13 protein-coding genes are annotated in these 19,640 nt (G+C 24.6%); 7 read left to right on the plus strand and 6 right to left on the minus strand.

Going from position 1 to position 19,640, the window contains the following annotated elements:
• Positions 1–10: 10 nt before the first annotated feature.
• Positions 11–5,407: a PDxFFG protein gene (locus tag KQ876_RS04295; RefSeq protein WP_216489933.1), complete on the minus strand. Its 5,397-nt coding sequence runs from the start codon at positions 5,405–5,407 to the stop codon at positions 11–13.
• A gap of 163 nt (positions 5,408–5,570) precedes the next feature.
• Between KQ876_RS04295 and KQ876_RS01190 the strand changes: the two genes are divergently transcribed.
• Together KQ876_RS01190 and KQ876_RS01195 are read left to right on the plus strand one after the other, a co-directional pair.
• Positions 5,571–5,948: an RNA-binding protein gene (locus KQ876_RS01190; protein ID WP_205851891.1), complete on the plus strand. Its 378-nt coding sequence runs from the start codon at positions 5,571–5,573 to the stop codon at positions 5,946–5,948.
• Positions 5,935–7,203, plus strand: coding sequence for a hypothetical protein (locus KQ876_RS01195; protein ID WP_205851890.1), 1,269 nt, complete (start codon positions 5,935–5,937; stop codon positions 7,201–7,203). Before KQ876_RS01190 ends, KQ876_RS01195 begins: the two co-directional genes overlap by 14 nt.
• A 45-nt stretch (positions 7,204–7,248) precedes the next feature.
• On the opposite strand, the gene KQ876_RS01200 is transcribed toward KQ876_RS01195, so the two are convergent.
• The 3 genes from KQ876_RS01200 to KQ876_RS01210 are packed head-to-tail and all read right to left on the minus strand — an operon-like array spanning position 7,249 to position 12,011.
• Entirely contained in the window at positions 7,249–7,617 is a 369-nt protein-coding gene (locus tag KQ876_RS01200; RefSeq protein ID WP_205851889.1) for a helix-turn-helix transcriptional regulator, read from the minus strand.
• A complete protein-coding gene (locus KQ876_RS01205) occupies positions 7,598–11,656 on the minus strand; it encodes an AAA domain-containing protein (protein ID WP_216489935.1) in 4,059 nt (1,352 codons plus the stop codon). Before KQ876_RS01205 ends, KQ876_RS01200 begins: the two co-directional genes overlap by 20 nt.
• A complete protein-coding gene (locus tag KQ876_RS01210; protein WP_205851887.1) occupies positions 11,646–12,011 on the minus strand; it encodes a PTS sugar transporter subunit IIABC in 366 nt (121 codons plus the stop codon). The genes KQ876_RS01205 and KQ876_RS01210 overlap by 11 nt, the downstream gene beginning before the upstream one ends.
• 142 nt (positions 12,012–12,153) lie before the next feature.
• Here KQ876_RS01210 and KQ876_RS01215 point away from each other — a divergent pair, with 142 nt between their 5' ends.
• Both KQ876_RS01215 and KQ876_RS01220 read left to right on the plus strand, forming a co-directional pair.
• On the plus strand, positions 12,154–13,008 hold the full coding sequence (locus KQ876_RS01215; protein WP_205851886.1) for a DegV family protein: 855 nt from the start codon (positions 12,154–12,156) through the stop codon (positions 13,006–13,008).
• Positions 13,009–13,011: 3 nt separating this feature from the next.
• On the plus strand, positions 13,012–13,212 hold the full coding sequence (locus KQ876_RS01220; protein WP_216489937.1) for a hypothetical protein: 201 nt from the start codon (positions 13,012–13,014) through the stop codon (positions 13,210–13,212).
• Positions 13,213–13,233: 21 nt separating this feature from the next.
• Here KQ876_RS01220 and rlmD read toward each other — a convergent pair whose 3' ends face one another.
• Together rlmD and rsmD are read right to left on the minus strand one after the other, a co-directional pair.
• A complete protein-coding gene (gene rlmD, locus KQ876_RS01225) occupies positions 13,234–14,544 on the minus strand; it encodes a 23S rRNA (uracil(1939)-C(5))-methyltransferase RlmD (protein WP_216489939.1) in 1,311 nt (436 codons plus the stop codon).
• Positions 14,537–15,157, minus strand: a complete 621-nt coding sequence (gene rsmD / locus KQ876_RS01230; protein ID WP_374978436.1) for a 16S rRNA (guanine(966)-N(2))-methyltransferase RsmD — start codon at positions 15,155–15,157, stop codon at positions 14,537–14,539. The genes rlmD and rsmD overlap by 8 nt, the downstream gene beginning before the upstream one ends.
• 58 nt (positions 15,158–15,215) lie before the next feature.
• Here rsmD and KQ876_RS01235 point away from each other — a divergent pair, with 58 nt between their 5' ends.
• The 3 genes from KQ876_RS01235 to nrdF all read left to right on the plus strand — a co-directional run bounded on the left by KQ876_RS01235 (position 15,216) and on the right by nrdF (position 19,639).
• Entirely contained in the window at positions 15,216–17,105 is a 1,890-nt protein-coding gene (locus KQ876_RS01235; RefSeq protein ID WP_216489941.1) for a ribonuclease J, read from the plus strand.
• 163 nt (positions 17,106–17,268) lie between these two features.
• Positions 17,269–18,159 carry a GIY-YIG nuclease family protein gene (locus KQ876_RS01240; protein ID WP_216489942.1) on the plus strand — a complete coding sequence of 297 codons (891 nt, stop codon included), beginning with the start codon at positions 17,269–17,271 and terminating at the stop codon, positions 18,157–18,159.
• 427 nt (positions 18,160–18,586) lie between these two features.
• Entirely contained in the window at positions 18,587–19,639 is a 1,053-nt protein-coding gene (gene nrdF, locus KQ876_RS01245) for a class 1b ribonucleoside-diphosphate reductase subunit beta (RefSeq protein ID WP_205851881.1), read from the plus strand.
• Position 19,640: the final 1 nt, after the last annotated feature.

Raw genomic sequence — 19,640 nt, forward strand, 5'->3', positions numbered from 1 at the left:
TTCTTATTTATTATCCTGTGATATTAAATTGGTAATCTACAGATATTAATGTTTCGTTTGTATTTTCTTCTTTAATTAACTTGATCGATGCTTGATCGAATGTTTTACCATTTTCTGCTATATATTCAAGATCTCCTAGGTTTATGTTCGAAACTTTTTTACCTTCAGAATCTATAAAGTAAGCATAATATTGATGTTTTGGTTTTAGTAAAGTATCACGATATTTACCCATAAGAGCATAATCCGAAATTCAAGTCGAATATCCTTCATCATTTAAAGTGTGTTTTGAATTTGAATCACCTTGTTTTGTTAGGTAAAAAATGTTATTAGTATCTTTTATATTAACTTTTAAAGTTCTAGCTTCACCAGTTTCTTTGTCTATAAATTGTATTCTATCAATTTTTGAAGCAGTTTGATTATCTAAATAACCATACAAGGCCAATGCGTCTTTTCTTTTGTTTCTAAAAATACCAGATACATTTCTTTTTCCTATACCATAATTTAATAATTGTGATATGAAAAACGCTCTTGCTCTTGAGTTAATTTTTTGTCCATTAAAATCTTTTAATCTTATTGTGTTATCGGTTATTTCTTCACCATTATCATCATACAATTCCATTCCAATTTTTGTTTTTTGTCATCTATCTTTAAAGAAACCATTACTTTTGACGGAAAATTGACCAAAATATGAAGAATTTCTTTGTTCGTTACTTGAAATAATATTCTCATTTGAGAAGTCGCCTAATGCAGTTTTTTTAATATTTGATATTTCGTTGTTAAGTTTGTTCAAAATATCTGAAAATTCTTTTCTAAGTACGCTTAATTTGTTCTCGTTTGAATCGTTTTGCTCACTTAATTCTTTTATTTTTTGAACTTGTACGTCTGTTAAATCATCATTTTGTTTAATTTGTTCGATTTCATTTTGAATTTGTTTAATTTGATTTTGAATTTTTAATATATTTAAATGTTTTTGATTTAAATCATCTTGATATTTAGAATTTATTTGTGCAGTTTTTTTGTTAATTTCTCTATATTTTAGGGCTCTTACTGCCTCTAATACACCGTTATTAATGTTTTCTTGATTATTTTTTTTATCATTTCAAACAGATAATTCTATTGAGTCAACAATATAATCCAATCCTGAAGTAGCTTCATTTAAACCTTTTAGATATTTAGGTAGGTTCTCAAAATCCTTATAGTTTGGCACATAAGTAGTTTGAACATAATCTCTAGTTAGTGTTTCTGCTAAATTGTAGACATAGTCGGTAAATTTATCGCTTAATAAAGCTTCAACTCTAGAAAGATTATAATTTATAACATCGCTAGTTGGCTCTCCGTTTAAGAAATTAACGAAAAGAACTTGATTAAGCGCATAACTTTGATATGAACCATTCCCTTCTCAAATAATTAAATTACCAATAAATTTATATAAGTCTTGAGAATTTATCGAATTATATATATTTTGATCATCTTCATTTGTGTTAAGAATTTTTTTAACATATTTTTTTAGTGCGTCTTGAATATCATTAATGCTAAATTTAGATTCATTATCAATAAAATGAGGATCTTGCTTATTGAAAGTTAAACCTTCTCTAAAGTTATTGTTTGAAATTACAATTCCATATTCTTTTGAGAAAATAGCTTGATTTTCAATTAAATTATTAATCGGATTAAAATCTTTAACAGCCATAAAATAATTTGAATGTCTAAATCTAAACATTGCTATATTAGCAAGTTGTTGTTCGCTATATGTTGAAATAATATTTTTAAGAGGGTCGTTTTCGGAACTAGAAATTTTATTTTTAAATGTATTTAAATCAAATTTAGTTTTAACATAATCAATATTTCAATTAAAATGACTTTCTTCGATACCTTTATCGTTTATTGTCACACTTTCTAATTGTGCTTTTGAATAATCGATGGAACTAAATTCTCATAGTTTTTCAAAAGAATCAAACGAAATTGTTTCTACATCGTTGATTGTAACTTTATTTTGATTAGTCGAGAACGAATTATATAACAATTGTGTAGAATCTTTTTTTTGAGTGTTAAAAATTAATTTATTAGTTAATTCATATAATTTTTCATTATTTTGATTTCTTAATGCGTCTAATATTTCTTGGCTAGTTGCTACTTTATTTTGTGAGTTAGTAAAAAGTATAACAGGATTTGTTTGATTATTTCCTGTTGTTAAAAGGCCTGTGCCTGTTCTTAAAAGTGTAAAAATAGGATTTGTTTGAATAAAACCTGATATTTGTGATATACCAAATTGATCTTTGTAAGTATTTAATGCATTTATATAACCGAATTGACTAGATAAAAAGTTTGAATCATTAACGTAAGGGAATGAATATGATTTAGTAATTTTGTTATCTTTAACATACGCCAAAATATTCCCTACTAGTCCTTGTGAGACTCTAGCGTTACTTAAATTATTTGAAGTTATAATGTATTGAATTAAAGTTTTTGCATTGTTTTGCCCTTCATTTATTGAAGTATATTCAAAGGATTTTCTTCCTGAATCTGGTCTATACCCGTTTGTTTGTGGATTTATTTCGATTAAGTTATTTCTATATTTAATTGAATTATATAAGCCGCTATCATCTTTATAACCGAATAATGTTTTAAAATAAGATTTAATTTCTCCACCCAAAAATGTTTCCTCGTTATTTCAACCAGTTTCACTGTAATTTGAGATAATAGAATTTAATATACTTCTTTGAATAATTCTAGTTTTTTCGTTAATAAATCTAATGCTTTCTTGATCTAGAGGTTCGTTTAATTTAACATTTATTAAAGGAGTGCCGTCTTCGTTGAATAAATTAATTTTTGTTGCAATTATTTGGTTGTTTTTTTGGGTTAATTCGACTATTCTCAAGTTTATGGAATCATCATTATTGATTGTCATAAAATCTAAGTAATTATTACCTAACCCATCTTTCAAATCTTTTGCTATTTTTAAAATACTAATTTCTTCATAAGTATTATTTGGTTGTTGATCATTTTTGCTTTTAAAAGCTTTTGCTTTTCCTGTAATATACGGATTTAATGTACCGGAATTTTCATCGAATGAATTGGCTATAAATAAATCACCTAAGTCATTTTTTCTTATTTTAGAAGCATTTTGTAATCCTTCAAAATCTTGTAAAAATCTTCTTTCAGGGTTCTCAAGAGTTTTATATATGTTTTCACCATTATTTTTATTTCCTCATATTTGATTTTCTGTCTCTTTTTCTTCGTATTTATATGTTCCATCATCTTGTTTTTTTCCGAAAATAAATTTAAAGAAAGCTCCTTTTTCGGCATTTGTACCAAGTGCATTCACTCTTGAAACATCTAAATGAGTTCTAGCATAAAGATAATTTTTTAAAGCTTCTATTGAGTAGTATGATGATTCGTTTAAACCGCCTCTAGTTGATAAACCACCAACAATAACAGCGTTACCTTTTTCGTTTAATGCTTGAGATTGGTCTAAAGTAAAATGATGTCCATATTCGTGAGTTGCAACATATTTTAAAAAGTCAGTTGAAATACCTTGAAAATCATCAAATGATGCCCCTAAAATAAGAGGAATACCAATTCTGTCGCTTTCTGAAAATCCTTGATATTCACCATCCTCTAATTGATATTCATAATATCCTTTATCATTTAGTTTTTTAACTATATGCGGACCATTTTGTGTTTTTAATAATTGAGGATATTTTTCAATGACTTTGTCGATTAAGTCTGAATATACATCATTATATACTTGGTACCTTCTGCTTTCTAAACCACCTATAGGCTTTCCGTTTTTATCTAATAATGAGACATCTTCAGGACCTGCAGTTAGAGATCTAGGTGTAATTGCTCCATTGTATTTAAGCGCAAATTTTAAGTTATTAAATTCGTTTTTTAACTTAAAGTAATTATTTTTTAATTTTTCATAATTTATTTTATTTATATTTTTGTTCTTGTATTGTTTGTTCAAGTTTTGAAGATATTCATCACTTATTGATTTTGAATTAAACGTTATTTTTTCGATGTTATTATTCGAATCATTTAATGAAAAGGTAATTATCCCATTTTTGACATCAATTTTATTTACGATAAATTCTTTTAAAGAATTTCTATCTTCTTCTTTAATATTATTTAAATCTTTAAATTCTTTTAGTTTATTATATGCTTCAATTTTTGAAGAGAAAAAATAAATATTTTTTTGTGAATCAATAAATTTGATAATTTTTTTATTTTCATACATCTTAACATCATAGAAATCTAAAAAGTGAATTAACGAGTTTGAAATAGCGCTTTCAAATGTTTGATATGTTACTTCGAAGTTTTTATTATTCATATCTTCATTTAAATTGATTGTTTCTTTTCTATTGCCGAAATTAAAAGTAATATTTAGAAAAAGTTTATTATTTTGGTTTCTATCTTTTGAAGTAACAATATCTTCTATCGTAGCTTCTTGAAAATCATTAAAATGCAACTCAGAATCAAAGGAGTTAGAGTTAAAATCGTTATTAAATTGTTTTTCGGTATATTCAAATGGTAAAACAACAAATTTACTTGAATTATTTGAACCTAAATTCTTAGGATTATAAACTAGAAATCTTTTACCTATTAATCTTTTTGGTCCTATTAAGGATAAAAATGTATCATTTCCATTTTGCAATTTTGAATTTTTAATTGCCGAAGCTTCGGGAATAGACTTTAAATATTCGTCAACATTTTGTTTAGTTGTCAACTCTTTAAATAATGAATATGTTAAAGAATCTGACGCATTACCTGGACCAGATTTAATTGAATATATAGGCATAGAACCAAAAAAAGCATCTGGAAAGAATTTGATTTCACTAACTTCTTTATGTATGGTTGAATGAGATCCTAAAGTTATTGCATTACCATTTTCTTCTACTCCGGGAACTATTCTAAAACTCTCGAGTGTAAGTAAGTCTGGACCTCATGAGACGTTGTTGATAAATCATTTTGTAAATTGAACGAACTTTCGTGGTTTTACTGCTAATACATATTCATCATAAAAACTAAATGAACCGTATTTAACTTCCAATATAAATGATTCTTTATATTTTTCAAAATATTCGTTATAAAAGTCATCAAAACCATATTTTGTGTTAGCTTCGTTTGTGAATCAAAACAATGTTTGATTTTCATTTGATTTAGCCACTATATTTTTCTTTAGCGGATCCAAAATTACTATTTCGGGTTTTAAATTTTTATTTTCATCATATATTGCTGAATAGTCATTTTTTAACTCTTTTGAGCTTATGTATGAGTATGAACCATTTACTTCGTCAGAATTATTAGCGTACGAAAACATTGACGCAATGCTAATTGCTGAACCAATTCCAATTATTCCAAATGACAGTAGTATTTTAGATTTTAAATTTAGTCTTCTTTTTTTCATTTTCACCTCTTTTGAGAATGCTATTTTGCTGTTTATTTTATTGCATAAATGCAATATTAGTGAATAATTTAATATGTTTTTTATTATATCATTTAATGTATAAATTATAAAAAAATAAGCATATTATAATAGGTATTTTTGTAAAAAGTTTATAATTTAAAATATGGAAAATAAGTACCCAAAAATAAAGATTGGAAAAGTTCAAAAAGTATTCAATGACTATGCGATAATTCAGACAAAAGAATTAGAAAAATTTGTGATTTTCAAAAATGAAATTACAGATTTTAATAGAAATATTAATAATATTTTAAGACAAAATGACTTGATTAATTTTGTTGTTTTGTCGTTTAATAGTGAAAAAAATGAAGGAAAAGGAAGTTTTAAGAGAAATCATACTAACGAATTAAATAATCGTATTATTTATAAGTTAAAGGAAACTCCTGGTGGATTTAAAAATTTATTATCATTCACATTAGCTAATATTTCAAAGAAGACAATGGACAAAAACACAAAAAATGGTATCGAAAATGTCAAAAATTAAAATAATAGCCAATAATAACTTAATTATTAATAATAAAATTGAAAATGAAGATTATCGTGACTTGTTAAATCAAATTAAATCATTAAATTTTAAAGGATCAGAAAATCTAGAATTCGATGATATTGCTATAAATTATTCTATTAATGGAATTGATAAAATTATTGAATATTGTAATTTAATTTATTCTAATAATGTTGAGTACCTTATCGTTTGGTCGAGTAAAAACACTGAATTAGCATTAAAAAGTGTTTTAAATTATATTTTTGGATTATATGACTATAATATAGATAAAAAAGTAAAATTATTATTTTTAAATAGCTCAGATTCTAAAGAGGTTTTTAAAGAAAAAGTTAATTATTATTTTAATTTTTCAAAAGGAAATAATCTTGCAATAATGTTTTTAGATGGTTTTAATTCAAAAGATGATAAGGATAATTTATTTTATTCTAATTATTTATTAGATAAATTTAGTCGTCAAGCCAGTAATTTTTTAATAAAAAAATTAATTTATTTCGTTGGAAAAAGTACCTGGTTAAAATATATTGATAATTTCAATATACCAAATCAAAATATTTTTATTGTATCAGAGCAAATTAATAAAACTTATAATATATTAACTGAAATTTGTTTAATTGTTTTAGCAACACAGGGAGTAAATATAATTAAATTAATCAATGGTTACAAAAATGCATCTAAATATATTTTGACCAATAATTTATATTTCAATAATTCATTAAAATTAGCGTTATATTTAAATAAATTTAGTAAGCAAGAGCAAAAAATGAAAATTAGAAAAAGTAGTTTAAATTTGTTTATTGCATATGACGATTTTTTGACAAATTTAATGAACTTGTTTGCTAATAACTTTAATCAAAAAACATTAAATAAAAACACTTTTAATGATTATGCTGAATTTCCTGGAGATATTTCTGTTTTGGGGCAATCTATTCTTTCTAATAACATTAATAAATTAGTAGTTTACTTTAAAATAAAACAGAAATATTTTGATTTTCAATTATCTTCTAATGCAGATTATAATGATTTATTAACAAATTTTAGTAATTTAACTATGCAACAATTTAACGAAATTAGCTATAAGTCTTTCGATAATTATTTAACTTCTTTTAATGATGATGTAACTTCGCTATGTGTCGAAATTGAAAAAAACGATGAAGAAAGTTTAGGGGAGTTAATTTCTTTACTTTATTGAAGTAAAATATTTTATTGTGTGCTAAATGATATAAATCCTTTTTAAAAAAATCTAAATAAGATATTTTTTTCTTATTTAGATTTTTTATAATTAACTATTTTTTAATAGCTCATTTCCTTCTTCGTGTCCATCGTAAATACATTCACATTCTAGATTGTTTGAATCGTCCATTTTGTACATCATTTGTAAAAACTCTGAGTATTTTTCTTTAAAATCAGGCATTAATTGATAATATAAATTATGTCCTTCTTTTTTTGCGTACACTATTTCCATAGTTCTTAAATTCATTAAATGTTTAGAAATGTTAGCTTGCTTAGAATTAAATTTATTAGCTAGCGTTAGAACATCACATTCATTTTCATGACATGAATATAAATGCAAAATAATTTTTCTTTTGATATCCTTAGAGAATAATCCTAAAAGTGATGATAAATCATTATTATTTGTCTTTTTGTTCATAATCTCCTAAATCTATTTTAAGTTTTTTTGTAATATTTTTTATTTCGTTTTCGAATTCTTCGTTATTATCTAAAAGATCTTCGTCTTCTTCCGTTCCTGGTATTCCTTCAAAATTAATTCACTCGTCGTCTTTGTTAATGTTTTCAACTATTTGATCAATATGATTGAAGTTTTTATTTTCTTCTTCATTTGAGTTCGCGATAAAAGACATAGCAGAATTTATTTTTTGTTCTAGATTTAACTCTTTTTTAGTTATTTCATCATCTTTTTTTTCGAATGAGTGTTCTTCGTTGAAAAAGTAATTTTTATTATTTTGCAAATCTTCTATATCTTTAGATTCTTCATCGTCCAAACTTCACTCATCTTCCGGAATTTTATAAATATCGGAATATTTAATTTTATTTTCAATGTAATTTAATTCATTATTATTTAAAGTTTCGTTTTTTTCTAAATTATCAAAATTTTGATGAGGTTCAAATTTTATTTCGTTATCATTGTTATTGTTCAAGCTTATTTCTCTAGTTTTTTGCGTAATAAAATCATTATAATTATTTTCGAATATTTCTTGGGTGTATTCTTTTTGTGATTGATTTTTAACATTTAACAATATATCGTTGCTTATGTTTTTATCTTTTTCTTCTTCAACAAAATTTATAAATTTTGTTTGAGAAATTGTATTTGAATTTTTGTTGTTTATTTTAATTTCTTCTTGTTTTTCAATTTCCACATTAGATTCTTTTTTATTTAAAATTTCTTTTGAATTTGAACTATCATTATTTTGATCAAAAATAAATTTAGTATTTCTTTCGTCTATCTTAATTTCTTTATTATCTATAGATTCATCTGATGTATTAATATTTTTATTTAGTAAATATGAGTTTGTTAATATTTGAGTTTGTTGTTCTGTATTATTTTCATCGGTTTCAAATCAAATATTAATTAATTTTTGTTGTTCAATTCAAGAGATTGGGCTAATAATAGTTACGTCATATTTTTTGCTTTTTAAGAATCAATATTTATCTCTTATTAAAGCATATCTTTTAATGCTTTTATCATAATTTAATGTATCAAAAATAAAACCTTTAAAAACCCTCTTGTTTTTAAGAATTACAAAATCAAAAGTTATTGAGCCTACTGAATAATTTTTCAATAGTTCATAATTTTGATCATTTTTGATAGTTTGTTCAAATCTATCTATTACATATTTTTTAAATCATTCTTCATAAGAATTTGAATTGTTTTGTTGAGTGTCTTTTTGTGAGTTATCTATATTTTTTAAGAAAGTACGTCTACCACTTGAACCTGATTCTAAAAACTCTAATCAATTTTTAAATAGTATAAGGTCTGAAGTTGAATTTTGAGTTAATTGTATATCTCTTGAATTGATAGTTTTTACTACTATCATTTTTGTTTTTGCTCTTGAAACAGCAACGTTTAATGCGTTTTTACCGTTTTCACGACAAATATATGTAGAACTTAATTTTGTGTTTTGATCGTATGCTACTGTAGCAATAATTAAATCAGCTTCATCACCTTGTATGTTTTCTACGTTTCTTATTAATAATTCTTTATTATTTAGTTTTTCAGCAAATAATTCATAATTATTCATATCTTCAAAAATTAAATTAGTTATATAATCGCTTTGTTTAGCGTTAAAACCTAAAATTATTATTTTTTTAAAATCGTTAATATTTTCTTTTAATATTTCAATTACCTTATTTGCTTCTGCAATATTTTTATTATCAGATCATATACCATTTACATCATATACTTCTATAGGTTCTTCGATATTTTCGAGGTTAGAATCAACTACATCAAGATTAGATTCGTAAAAATATTTTGAAGAGAAAGACATTAAGGAAGCATAATTCGATCTGTAATTTTTATTTAAAATAGTTTGGTAAACACCTAAGGAAATTACATAATCTAATAATGATTCTACTTTACCAAAAATAGTATCATCGGTATTTCTAGATCCAAATCAATTGCTTGGACGCATTTGTTTTATATCTCCAGCAAGAATTTTAGTTTTTGATAAATAAAGAATGGGTAGTCCGTTTTCAATAAACATTTGGCTTGATTCATCTAAAATGGAATAATCAAACTCTTCTTTTGATCAACCGGATAAATCCGAATCGGGAGTGGCCACAATGATTGGGAATAATACTTTTATTATGTCTATGTACTCTTTTACGAATTTATATGGTTGGTAATTTTCTACTTTAACGGACTGCGCAAATTCTTTGTAACGCTTCATTTTTTCTTCGCTAAAATTATTTACTTTATTAAAAATTACGCCGGCAACATGTTTTTTTATATCTTCTTTTTTGTAAAATGTTTGTTTAGCTCTTAGGTTCTTACTTAATTGAATTAAGTTGTTAAGTTGCTTAAATGGACTATTATTATTAAAAATTAATCCATCATAATTAATTGCGTTAAAGAATTTTGTCAAATCTTGTAAATTACCGTTAAAATCTGGTAGTTTTAAATTTATATCTTTAGCAATATTTTTTACATTTCAATATTTTTTTAAGAAAAACATATATTTAAGTTTGTTTTCTAAGATTAATTTTTTAACATTATTCTCTGAGTTAAATTCTTCTGAAGGATAATAAATATCCTTTGGTAGATTCATTATATATTCGATATCGGTATCTAAATTAACTTTAACTTTTTTTCTATAAAGATAATAATAAGCTTTTAAAATATAGTGTATTTGAGAATTTTTAAACAATTCAGAAGCTTGAAGAACGAATTGTGTTTCAGCTTCATTAAAATTTGGCTTATCGCCTAATTCAATTTTAGAATTATAATTTTCTAAATAATCAATATATTCTCTAATGGGTTTATAAAATTCTTCTTTTTTTAATATTTTAGAATCACTTAAAAATAAACAAAAACTACTTAGTACACCCAATCTTTCCTTAATAACATCTAATGCTGCTTTTTTTTGTGAAGCAACAACTGCTGTTAATTCATTGAATAATATATTTGAAATAAGATTAATTATTGTTTCGGATTTTCCAGTACCAGGAGGACCTCATATAACTGTATTTTGCAATAGTGATGAAAAAATAGCAGTATCTTGAGAATTGTTTGTTTTAGTTATGTTTCTAAGGCTGTAATTATTGGTGTAGAAACGATTGTTTATAGTATTTTTATATCTATTTTTATTAAAGTCAACATTTATAATAGAATCAATTTCATTATTTTCAATAATTTCTTTCATTCTATTTCTAGAATATCCACCAGAAGGCATAAAAATACCTAAAACAGTACCTGTGTAAAATATAATATTTTCATTTGTTATTTTTTCTGGATCAATATTTGTGAATTTGTCAAAATCATGGATTGGAAGTTGATATAAATCTTGTCAATCATATTTTATTTTATTTCTTAAGTCGTAAATTGTAAATTCTTCGAAATTTTCATCTAGTTTAATTTGGAATCCTTGAGCATTTAATCAAAAAATTAATTTTTCATTAATTTTAATTCCGCCTTTACTTCTTAAGAAAGGTTTGTTGTTTCTATTAATTATCTCTACTTCTTTAAGAAATAAAGGTGCATAAATTGCCTTTTCATCTTTTCTCAACCTAACAAATAAGAAACCAATATGTAAAGATCAAACATTACTTTCATCAAGTATTTCATTTACCTTTAATTTAAGTTCGTTTCAACTTCTTAATGATTTTTGATACCTTTTACTTAATTCATTAATAATTTTTTGCTGAGCGACTTTAAGTTCAACATCTTTTCCGATTTCGTTAAAAGCAAAATTTGTTTTATTTTGGTTTACCAATATATGATTAATTTCTTCAATGCTATTTGCGTAAGAAATTTTTGTTATTAAATTATTGATTTTATCATTAATTAAACTGATTTCAAAATCTTTGTTTTTGATCAATTTGTTAAAATCATCGTTTTTTAATATTTTAAAAATATCAAAATATTTTTTATTGTCAACACTAGTAAAAATGGATGCATCGTTTTGTAATACATCTAACATATTATCTAATATGACTTGATATTTATTTTGCATCACGAACCTCCTTTAGAACAATTTCGTAGAAAATTTTTGAAAATTCTCCGAGTATTAATGAAATAGAGTTGCTTTTTAAAAATACACCTGTTATTCCTTTTGTGTTTTTCAATTCTTCAGTATTTACAATTTTAGAATTTTTTATATGCAAATTTACTCTTGAAGGTTTTAAATCTAAATCTATAATATTTTTTTTACCACCCAAACTTTTTATAACATCATCGAGTTTGAACGGTAAGTAATCTAGTTGAAAAAAAGTGTTAGCAGGTTTTTTAGCTTGTTTTTTTCATTTAATTCATATTAAACCGAAAGATATTACGGTATAAAAAATTAATTTAATTTTGTTTTTAATCATGCTTTTAATTATACTTTAATATATTAAATATATTAATATAAATTAATATTAGTGTTTTTTAAGGCTTTTTGTAATTTTTTTATTAAAAATAACAAAGTACTTTTTTAATATTAATTTTTTTATTATTTGCTATACTTATCATATGAAAAAATTAGGAATTATTTTAGATTCATTTTCTTGTATGTCAATTACCGAGGCAAATGAAAAGGGGTATGGTTTTTTACCTTTGGAAATTCAATTTAATAATAAAATATACTATGATACAGGAGAAAATAGTGAAAAAATACTTAAAGAATATGACAATAAAGAACTTGTTATAAAAACATCATCACCTAGTTTAGGTTTTATGACAGAAGTTTTCGAAAAGTTTTCTAAAGAGTTTGATGAAGTTGTTTATTTAGGTATTTCATCACATATGTCAAGCACCATTCAACATGCTAGAAATATTGCACAAAAATTAAAAAATGTTTTTATAATGGAAACTCATTTATTTAATACTCAGTTAGTTAGAGTTGCCGAGCATATAAAATGACTTTATGAACAAAGAGATTTTCAAATAAATGATTTATTTGAAAAAGTTAATGAAATTAACGAAACTTCAAAAACATATTTTGTTCCAAAAGCCCTAGAAAATCTTATAAAAAGCGGTAGGTTAAGTTCGATTAAAAAGTTTATTTTAAGTAAAGTTAAAATTTTCCCCATTTTTGAATATAAGGAAGATGGCACAATTAGTCCTCATTCTATTAAATTAACTTTTAAAAACGCTCTTAATAAAGCTTATGGATTAACAAATAGTTTCATTGACAAAATGAGAGAATTAGATCCTAAAACTAAATTTTATTTAGATATTGTCCACGGTTTAGATAAAGAAGCTAATGATTTTGTTGGTTCTCAAGAGCAATTACAACCTTCGACAAAAAACTACTTACCATTAAGTATTGCAGCGCATACTGGTAATGAGGCTATTGGTATTTCTATAATGCCTGAATTAAAGTAATTTATGAAAAAAAGTAAAAATAAAATTGAAAAGAAATTTACTAAAGTTATTGAAGAAGTAATCAACGAAAACCATTTACCCGTTGAAGAAATAAAAAAATATAATAAAAACAAAATTATTTATATAATTGCATTATTGTCGTTTATAGCTGTTTTAGCTCTAATAGGCGTTGTTGTATATTTGATTTTTTTAACACAAAAATAAAAAAGATTAGATTGTATGTTTCTAATCTTTTTTTAAATAAGTAATTGACTCGATATGTTCTGTATTTGGAAACATATCAAAACCTTGTATATAATTAATTTTATAATTTAATTTTTGAAATAATTTTAAGTCTCTAATTAGACTTTTAGGATCGCAAGACATATAAATTATTTCTTTATTTTTTTTAATTTCAAATCACTGTATTATAGATTCGTTTAATCCACTTCTTGGAGGGTCGACCACTACTAATGAATCTTCAAGATTTATTTTTTTAGCCTTAGATTCAATTATTTTAAAAGCATCTCCAGAATAATATGTACCATTAACTTTATTAATTTCTTTATTTTGGTTCGCCAAATCTATAGAGTTTCTATCTATATCTACACCTATTATTCGTTGATTATTAGTTGCAATAAGTTGAGAAATTACTCCAACACCGCAAAATAAGTCTATTAGTATTTTTTTATTTGAATTTAGATTAATTTCTTTTATTTTGTTAAACATTAAAGATGAAACAAAACTATTTACTTGAAAAAAATTAGTTGGATTTACAAGAAATTGTTTATCATTAATTCTCATATTTAAAGGACTAATATTGATTAATTTTATGTATTTGTTTTCCAGTTTTAAAAATAATTGATTAATATTATTTGTATTTTTTAGTTCTTCAATTAAGTTGCTATCTAAATTAAAAAAATTAGTAATTTCAATTATTATTTGTAACTTATTATTTTCTCCAATTCTAACCGTTAATTCTTTGAAAAATGATTTATTCTCGTTGTTTGAATAATATTTTTTAATTAGTGTAATTATTTGTTTAATTTTTAATTCTAATTTTTTATCAACTAAAATTAAATCTTGATCTAATTTTATGATTTTATTACTTCTTCTTTGATATTGACCTATGTCAATGTTATCTGAAGTTATCAAGAAAGGGAATCTTGCTTTATTTCTGTAATTTTTAGTAACTGGAGAACTTACAAAATCATATATTAGTTTATCTTCAATACCTAAATTTCATTTAATTAATTTATGAAAATATTCGCTTTTAAATTCAATTTGTTTTTTATATTCTAAATTTACTAATGAAGCATTATTGTATTGAAGATATTGTTTATCTTTCAATCTAAAACTTGATTTTTTTATAAATTCAACAACTTCTCCGAATGCATATTTTGAATAAACTTGATTTAATTTAATTTTAGCAATTTCTCCTGGTAAAAAGTTCGGGACAAAAATACTATATTTTTCAAATCTAGCAGCTCCATATCCTTCGTATGTTATTTCGTTACATTCAATTTTTAAAATATCATCCTTAAAAAAGTTATTCATTTTCATAACAAATATATAAAATATCTATCCTTCCGTATCTTTTTTGTTTAAAAATTCTAAATTTATCCGGAATAATTATTTCGTTTATTTTATTTGTTTCTAGTATTATTTCACCATTCGAGTTTAATAAAGACTTTTCACCGATTTTTTCTAAAACACTATTTACAAGTTGATATTCATTGTACGGAGCATCTAAAAAAATAAAATCAAAAGAGTCGCTGTTTTTATTTAAAAAATCATTTGCATCAATATTTAAAGTTCTTATATTCTTAATTTTTAATGAGTTAATATTAGAAGTTAATGTTTTATAAACTTCTCTATTTTTCTCAATTGCGATTGCTTTTGATGCACCTCTACTTACGGCTTCAATAGATAAAGCCCCCGAACCTGAAAATAAATCAAGTATATTTTTATCAATAATTTTGAATTGTATAGATGAAAAAATAGCCTCTCTAACTTTATTTGTTGTGGGTCTAGTTATTTTTAAGTCCGGCTCTTGTATTAGTCTATTTTTATAGATTCCACTTATTATTCTTAACATATAAAACTCCTTTATAAGTATTATAATATATATACTTATTTTAGTATATTTTATTTTATTATATAATAGTATTAGTACTTAAAATTAAAGTATTATTCATTTTTTCAAATTTAATAATTTAGGAGATTTCATGCTATCAAAAAAAGAAAAAACACCTACAAAATTGATAGCTTTAGGTGGTTTTCAGGAAATTGGAAAATCAACTTTAGTTATTGATCATGAAGATCATATTTTTGTAATTGATGCTGGTATAAAGTTTGCTGACACTTTTAACACTGGTGTTAAAGGTATCATACCTAACTATGAATACCTAAACGAAGAAAATAAAGTAATTGAAGGTTTGTTTATAACACACGGTCACGAAGATCATATTGGTGGAGTAATTTATTTAGTTAAACAAACAAATTTAAACAAAATATTTGCGCCAAGAATTGCAATTCAATATTTAAAACTTAAATTCGAAGAGCAACGTATTAATAAAAAAATAGAATTTATAGAAATAGAAAAAAGTGCTGTATATAAGTTTGAAAATAATTGTAAAGTAGATTTTTGAACAGCGCAACACTCTATTCCCGATGCTTTCGGAGTTAGAATAACTACACCAAATGGTAGTGTAATGTGCACCGGTGATTTTAGGTTTGATTATACACCAATAGGTAACTATACAGATTTTGCTCGTCTAGATCAAATTGGTAAGGAAGGACTTACAGCGCTACTTTCCGATTCGACAAATGCCATGAGACCAAATCACTCACCTTCCGAAAGCGATATTCTGAACGATATTGAAAACATCATGGTTAATGCAAAAAGAAAATTAATCATTACAACTTTTGCGTCTAACTTAACTAGAGTAAAGGTAATTATTGAACTTGCTGAAAAATTAGGTAAAAAAGTTATAACATTTGGTCGTTCAATGATTCAAGGTGTTAAAATCGGTAGAAAATTAGGCTACATTAATGTTGGTGATGATGTTTTAATTGAAAAAAGACAATTAGCAACAGTGAAAGACCAAGATTTGGTTATTTTAACAACGGGTTCTCAAGGGGAACAACTTGCAGCTTTATCTAGAATGAGCTACGGTAAACATGCAAGTATTAAAATAACAAAAAATGATACAATTATTTTTTCATCTAGCCCAATTCCAGGAAACAGGATGGTTGTTGAATTATTAATTAATAGATTATACAAATTAGGCGCAATTATAAAAGAAAACGGAGTAGATGGTTACTTACATACTTCAGGTCATGCTTACAAATGAGAACATGATAAAATATTCCAATTAACTAAACCTAAATACTTTTTACCATATCATGGTGAGTATCGTATGAGTGTTACTCATGGTAATACTGCTAAAGAAAATGGTGTTAAAGATTCTAATGTAATTATTTTTGATAAAGGTGTTGTTTACGAAATGTTAGATCAAGAAATTTACAAAACAAATAAAAAGGTAAATTACGGTCCGGTTTATATTGATGGTCATACAGTTTTAACCACTAGTTCAGAGACATTAAAAGAACGCGAGATATTAAAAAAATCCGGTTTTGTAAATATTATTTTCTATATTGATAAAGAAAATAATAATATTATTTCTAGACCTCAAATAATAACTCGTGGTAGTTTCTTTGTTAAAACTTCTAAGAACTTAGTTGAGGAAGCTAAAAGGGTAAGTAATGGTGCTGTTTTACACCAAATTAAGAATGTAAAAGATTGAACTAAAGAAGACTTAGAAAAAATAATTATCGATCGTTTAAGTTCTTTATTCTACAAAGAAAAAAGAAGAAATCCGATTATTATACCTACAATTATTTTCACTGATGAACAACCTGATTCAGATTTAATTACTAAAAAAATTAAGTTTACAAATAATAGAAACACTCAACCGCAAGAAGAGCAAAAACCAGTTAAAAATAATAAGAGAATTTCTAATAAACAAAAAGAAATGTTATTAGAAATTAAGAACGAAATATTTGGAAATGTCGATGTTGAAGATGATTTAATTGACGAAGACGATGAAGTTTAATTATAATTAAATAGCAAATGATACTTTGCTATTTTTTATACTTTTTGACTATTATCAACGTTTTAAAATTTAGAATTAATTTTAGGCCCATGACCAAGAATTTATAGCAATAAAAAAATGATATAATTCAAATATTAAAATATAGTATTAAAATAGAGCAAAAATGAAAATAAGTTTTAAAGATTTTTTCAATATAAGCGATTTAGATATTAAAAAAAAGAATATAAAAGTAGAAACCTCTAAAAGTATAGAAAAAAATGGTTCTCTATTTAATGATGAATGGTTAACAAAAAGTGAGTGAGAAAAAGAAAATGGGAAATTTGAACATTTATTTCGTGCTTTTCAACCTAAAGGAAATCATAATTTTAATGAGTTAGGACTATTAGTATTCGCATTTCTTCATCTACCAAAAGAAGATGAATGATTATTTGTGTCTGCCGGCGTGGTTAAAGGTTGACCTGAAAGTAAAATTTTTAATGAAATAAACCTCGAAGAGAATCAAGCAAAAATAGAAATTTCGGAAAAATATAAACCATATTTTGGTAGGTTAATAGTTAATTATAAAAAGAAAAGCCAAAACCGTTTAATTTTTATAGATACATTTCTTGAGCAAAATCCAACAATTAAAGAGTTGTTGCCAACTATATATAGCGGTGAAAAATTTGAAGGTTATGATAATGTACATTTAAGCTACAAAAAATTAAAAGCTATTTTTAATGGAGATATATTACCAACATACAAAGAAGCGCTAGAGAATGTTAAAGGCGTATATTGTCTTACAGATAAAGAAACCGGAAAATTATATATTGGTTCAGCGACCGGAGTAGAAGGCGTAGCCCAAAGATGAGGTAATTATCTTGATTCTAAACACGGTGGTAATAAAAAATTAATTGCACTCTATAAAGAAGAAGGTGAAAAATATTTTGAAGAAAACTTCTATTTTTCTATAGTAGAATATTTCAGTTTATCATATGATGATGATAAAATACTAAAACGTGAAAATTATTGAAAAAAAGTTTTTTCAACAGTAAAGAACGGGTATAATAACAATTAAAAATAGTTTAAAATTTTAAAATTTAAAATATCAAGCATAAGGTAAAATTGTTTGATATTTTTTACTAATTTTAACCTATATTCATATAGTTTAATTAAACACTAAATCTACATTAAAATATAAAAATAAAAGTGGTAAATGTGGTACAAAAATATATCTCATTATGCATACGGAAAATTTATGAAAATAATAAGCTATATTATTAAAATGCCTACGGTATAGGCATAAAATAATTATTTTACTTTAGTTTAACAAAATAAGTTAATCTAAAATCATACCAAAATTTAAGGATAAAAAACAAAAATTTTTAACTATTTTTTATTTTAATTTTTTTCTAAAAAACAGCATTGAAATATTGTATTATATATTAACCCGTAGTAGTGGTTTACGGGCTAATAACTAAATTAAAATTGAGGAGCAACAAAAAATGGAAAATAAAAAAATAAAGATAAAAAATCAATATTATTATGATTCGGTTTCGCCAATTGAATATTATCAAAATGGTTTCAAAGGTAGATTAAGAAGTGTTAACTGAAATTGAATAAATGATGACAAAGATTTAGAAGTATGAAATAGAGTTACACAAAACTTTTGACTACCAGAAAAAATTCCTGTATCAAATGATTTAAAATCATGAAATACTTTAGATGAAAAATGACAACAATTAGTGACAAGAACTTTTACAGGTTTAACATTGTTAGATACTGTTCAAGCAACAGTTTCTGACACAGCGCAAATTCCGCATTCTACAACAGATCACGAACAAGTAATTTATGCTAACTTTGCATTTATGGTTGGTGTACATGCTAGAAGTTATGGAACAATTTTTAGTACACTATGTTCAAGTGAACAAATTGAAGAAGCTCATGAATGAGTTGTGGCAAATGACGCTTTACAAGCGAGAGCTAAGGCTCTTATACCATATTATGTAGGAGATGATCCGCTTAAATCTAAAGTGGCATCAGCGCTTATGCCGGGATTTTTATTGTATGGTGGATTTTACTTGCCGTTTTATTTATCTGCACGTTCAAAATTACCAAACACAAGTGACATTATTCGTTTAATTTTACGTGATAAAGTAATTCATAATTACTATAGCGGTTATAAATATCAACGTAAGATCGAAAAAGAATCGGTTGAAAAACAAGCAGAAATGAAAGAGTTTGTTTTTAAATTAATGTATGAACTTATCGATTTAGAGAAAAAGTTCTTATACGAACTTTATGATGGTTTCCATCTAAGTGATGGTGAAAATTTAGCTGAGGATGCAATAAAATTTAGTTTATATAATGCAGGTAAATTTTTACAAAATTTAGGTTATGATTCACCGTTTACAGATGAAGAAACAAAAATTAAACCAGAAGTATTTGCGCAGTTATCTGCTCGAGCAGATGAAAATCATGATTTCTTCTCAGGAAATGGAAGTAGTTATGTTATGGGTGTAAGCGAAGAAACAGAAGATGAGGATTGAGATTTTTAAT

The sequence above is a fragment of the Mycoplasma sp. CSL7491-lung genome, from assembly GCF_018913965.1.
Lineage (GTDB): Bacteria > Bacillota_I > Bacilli_A > Mycoplasmatales > Metamycoplasmataceae > Mycoplasmopsis.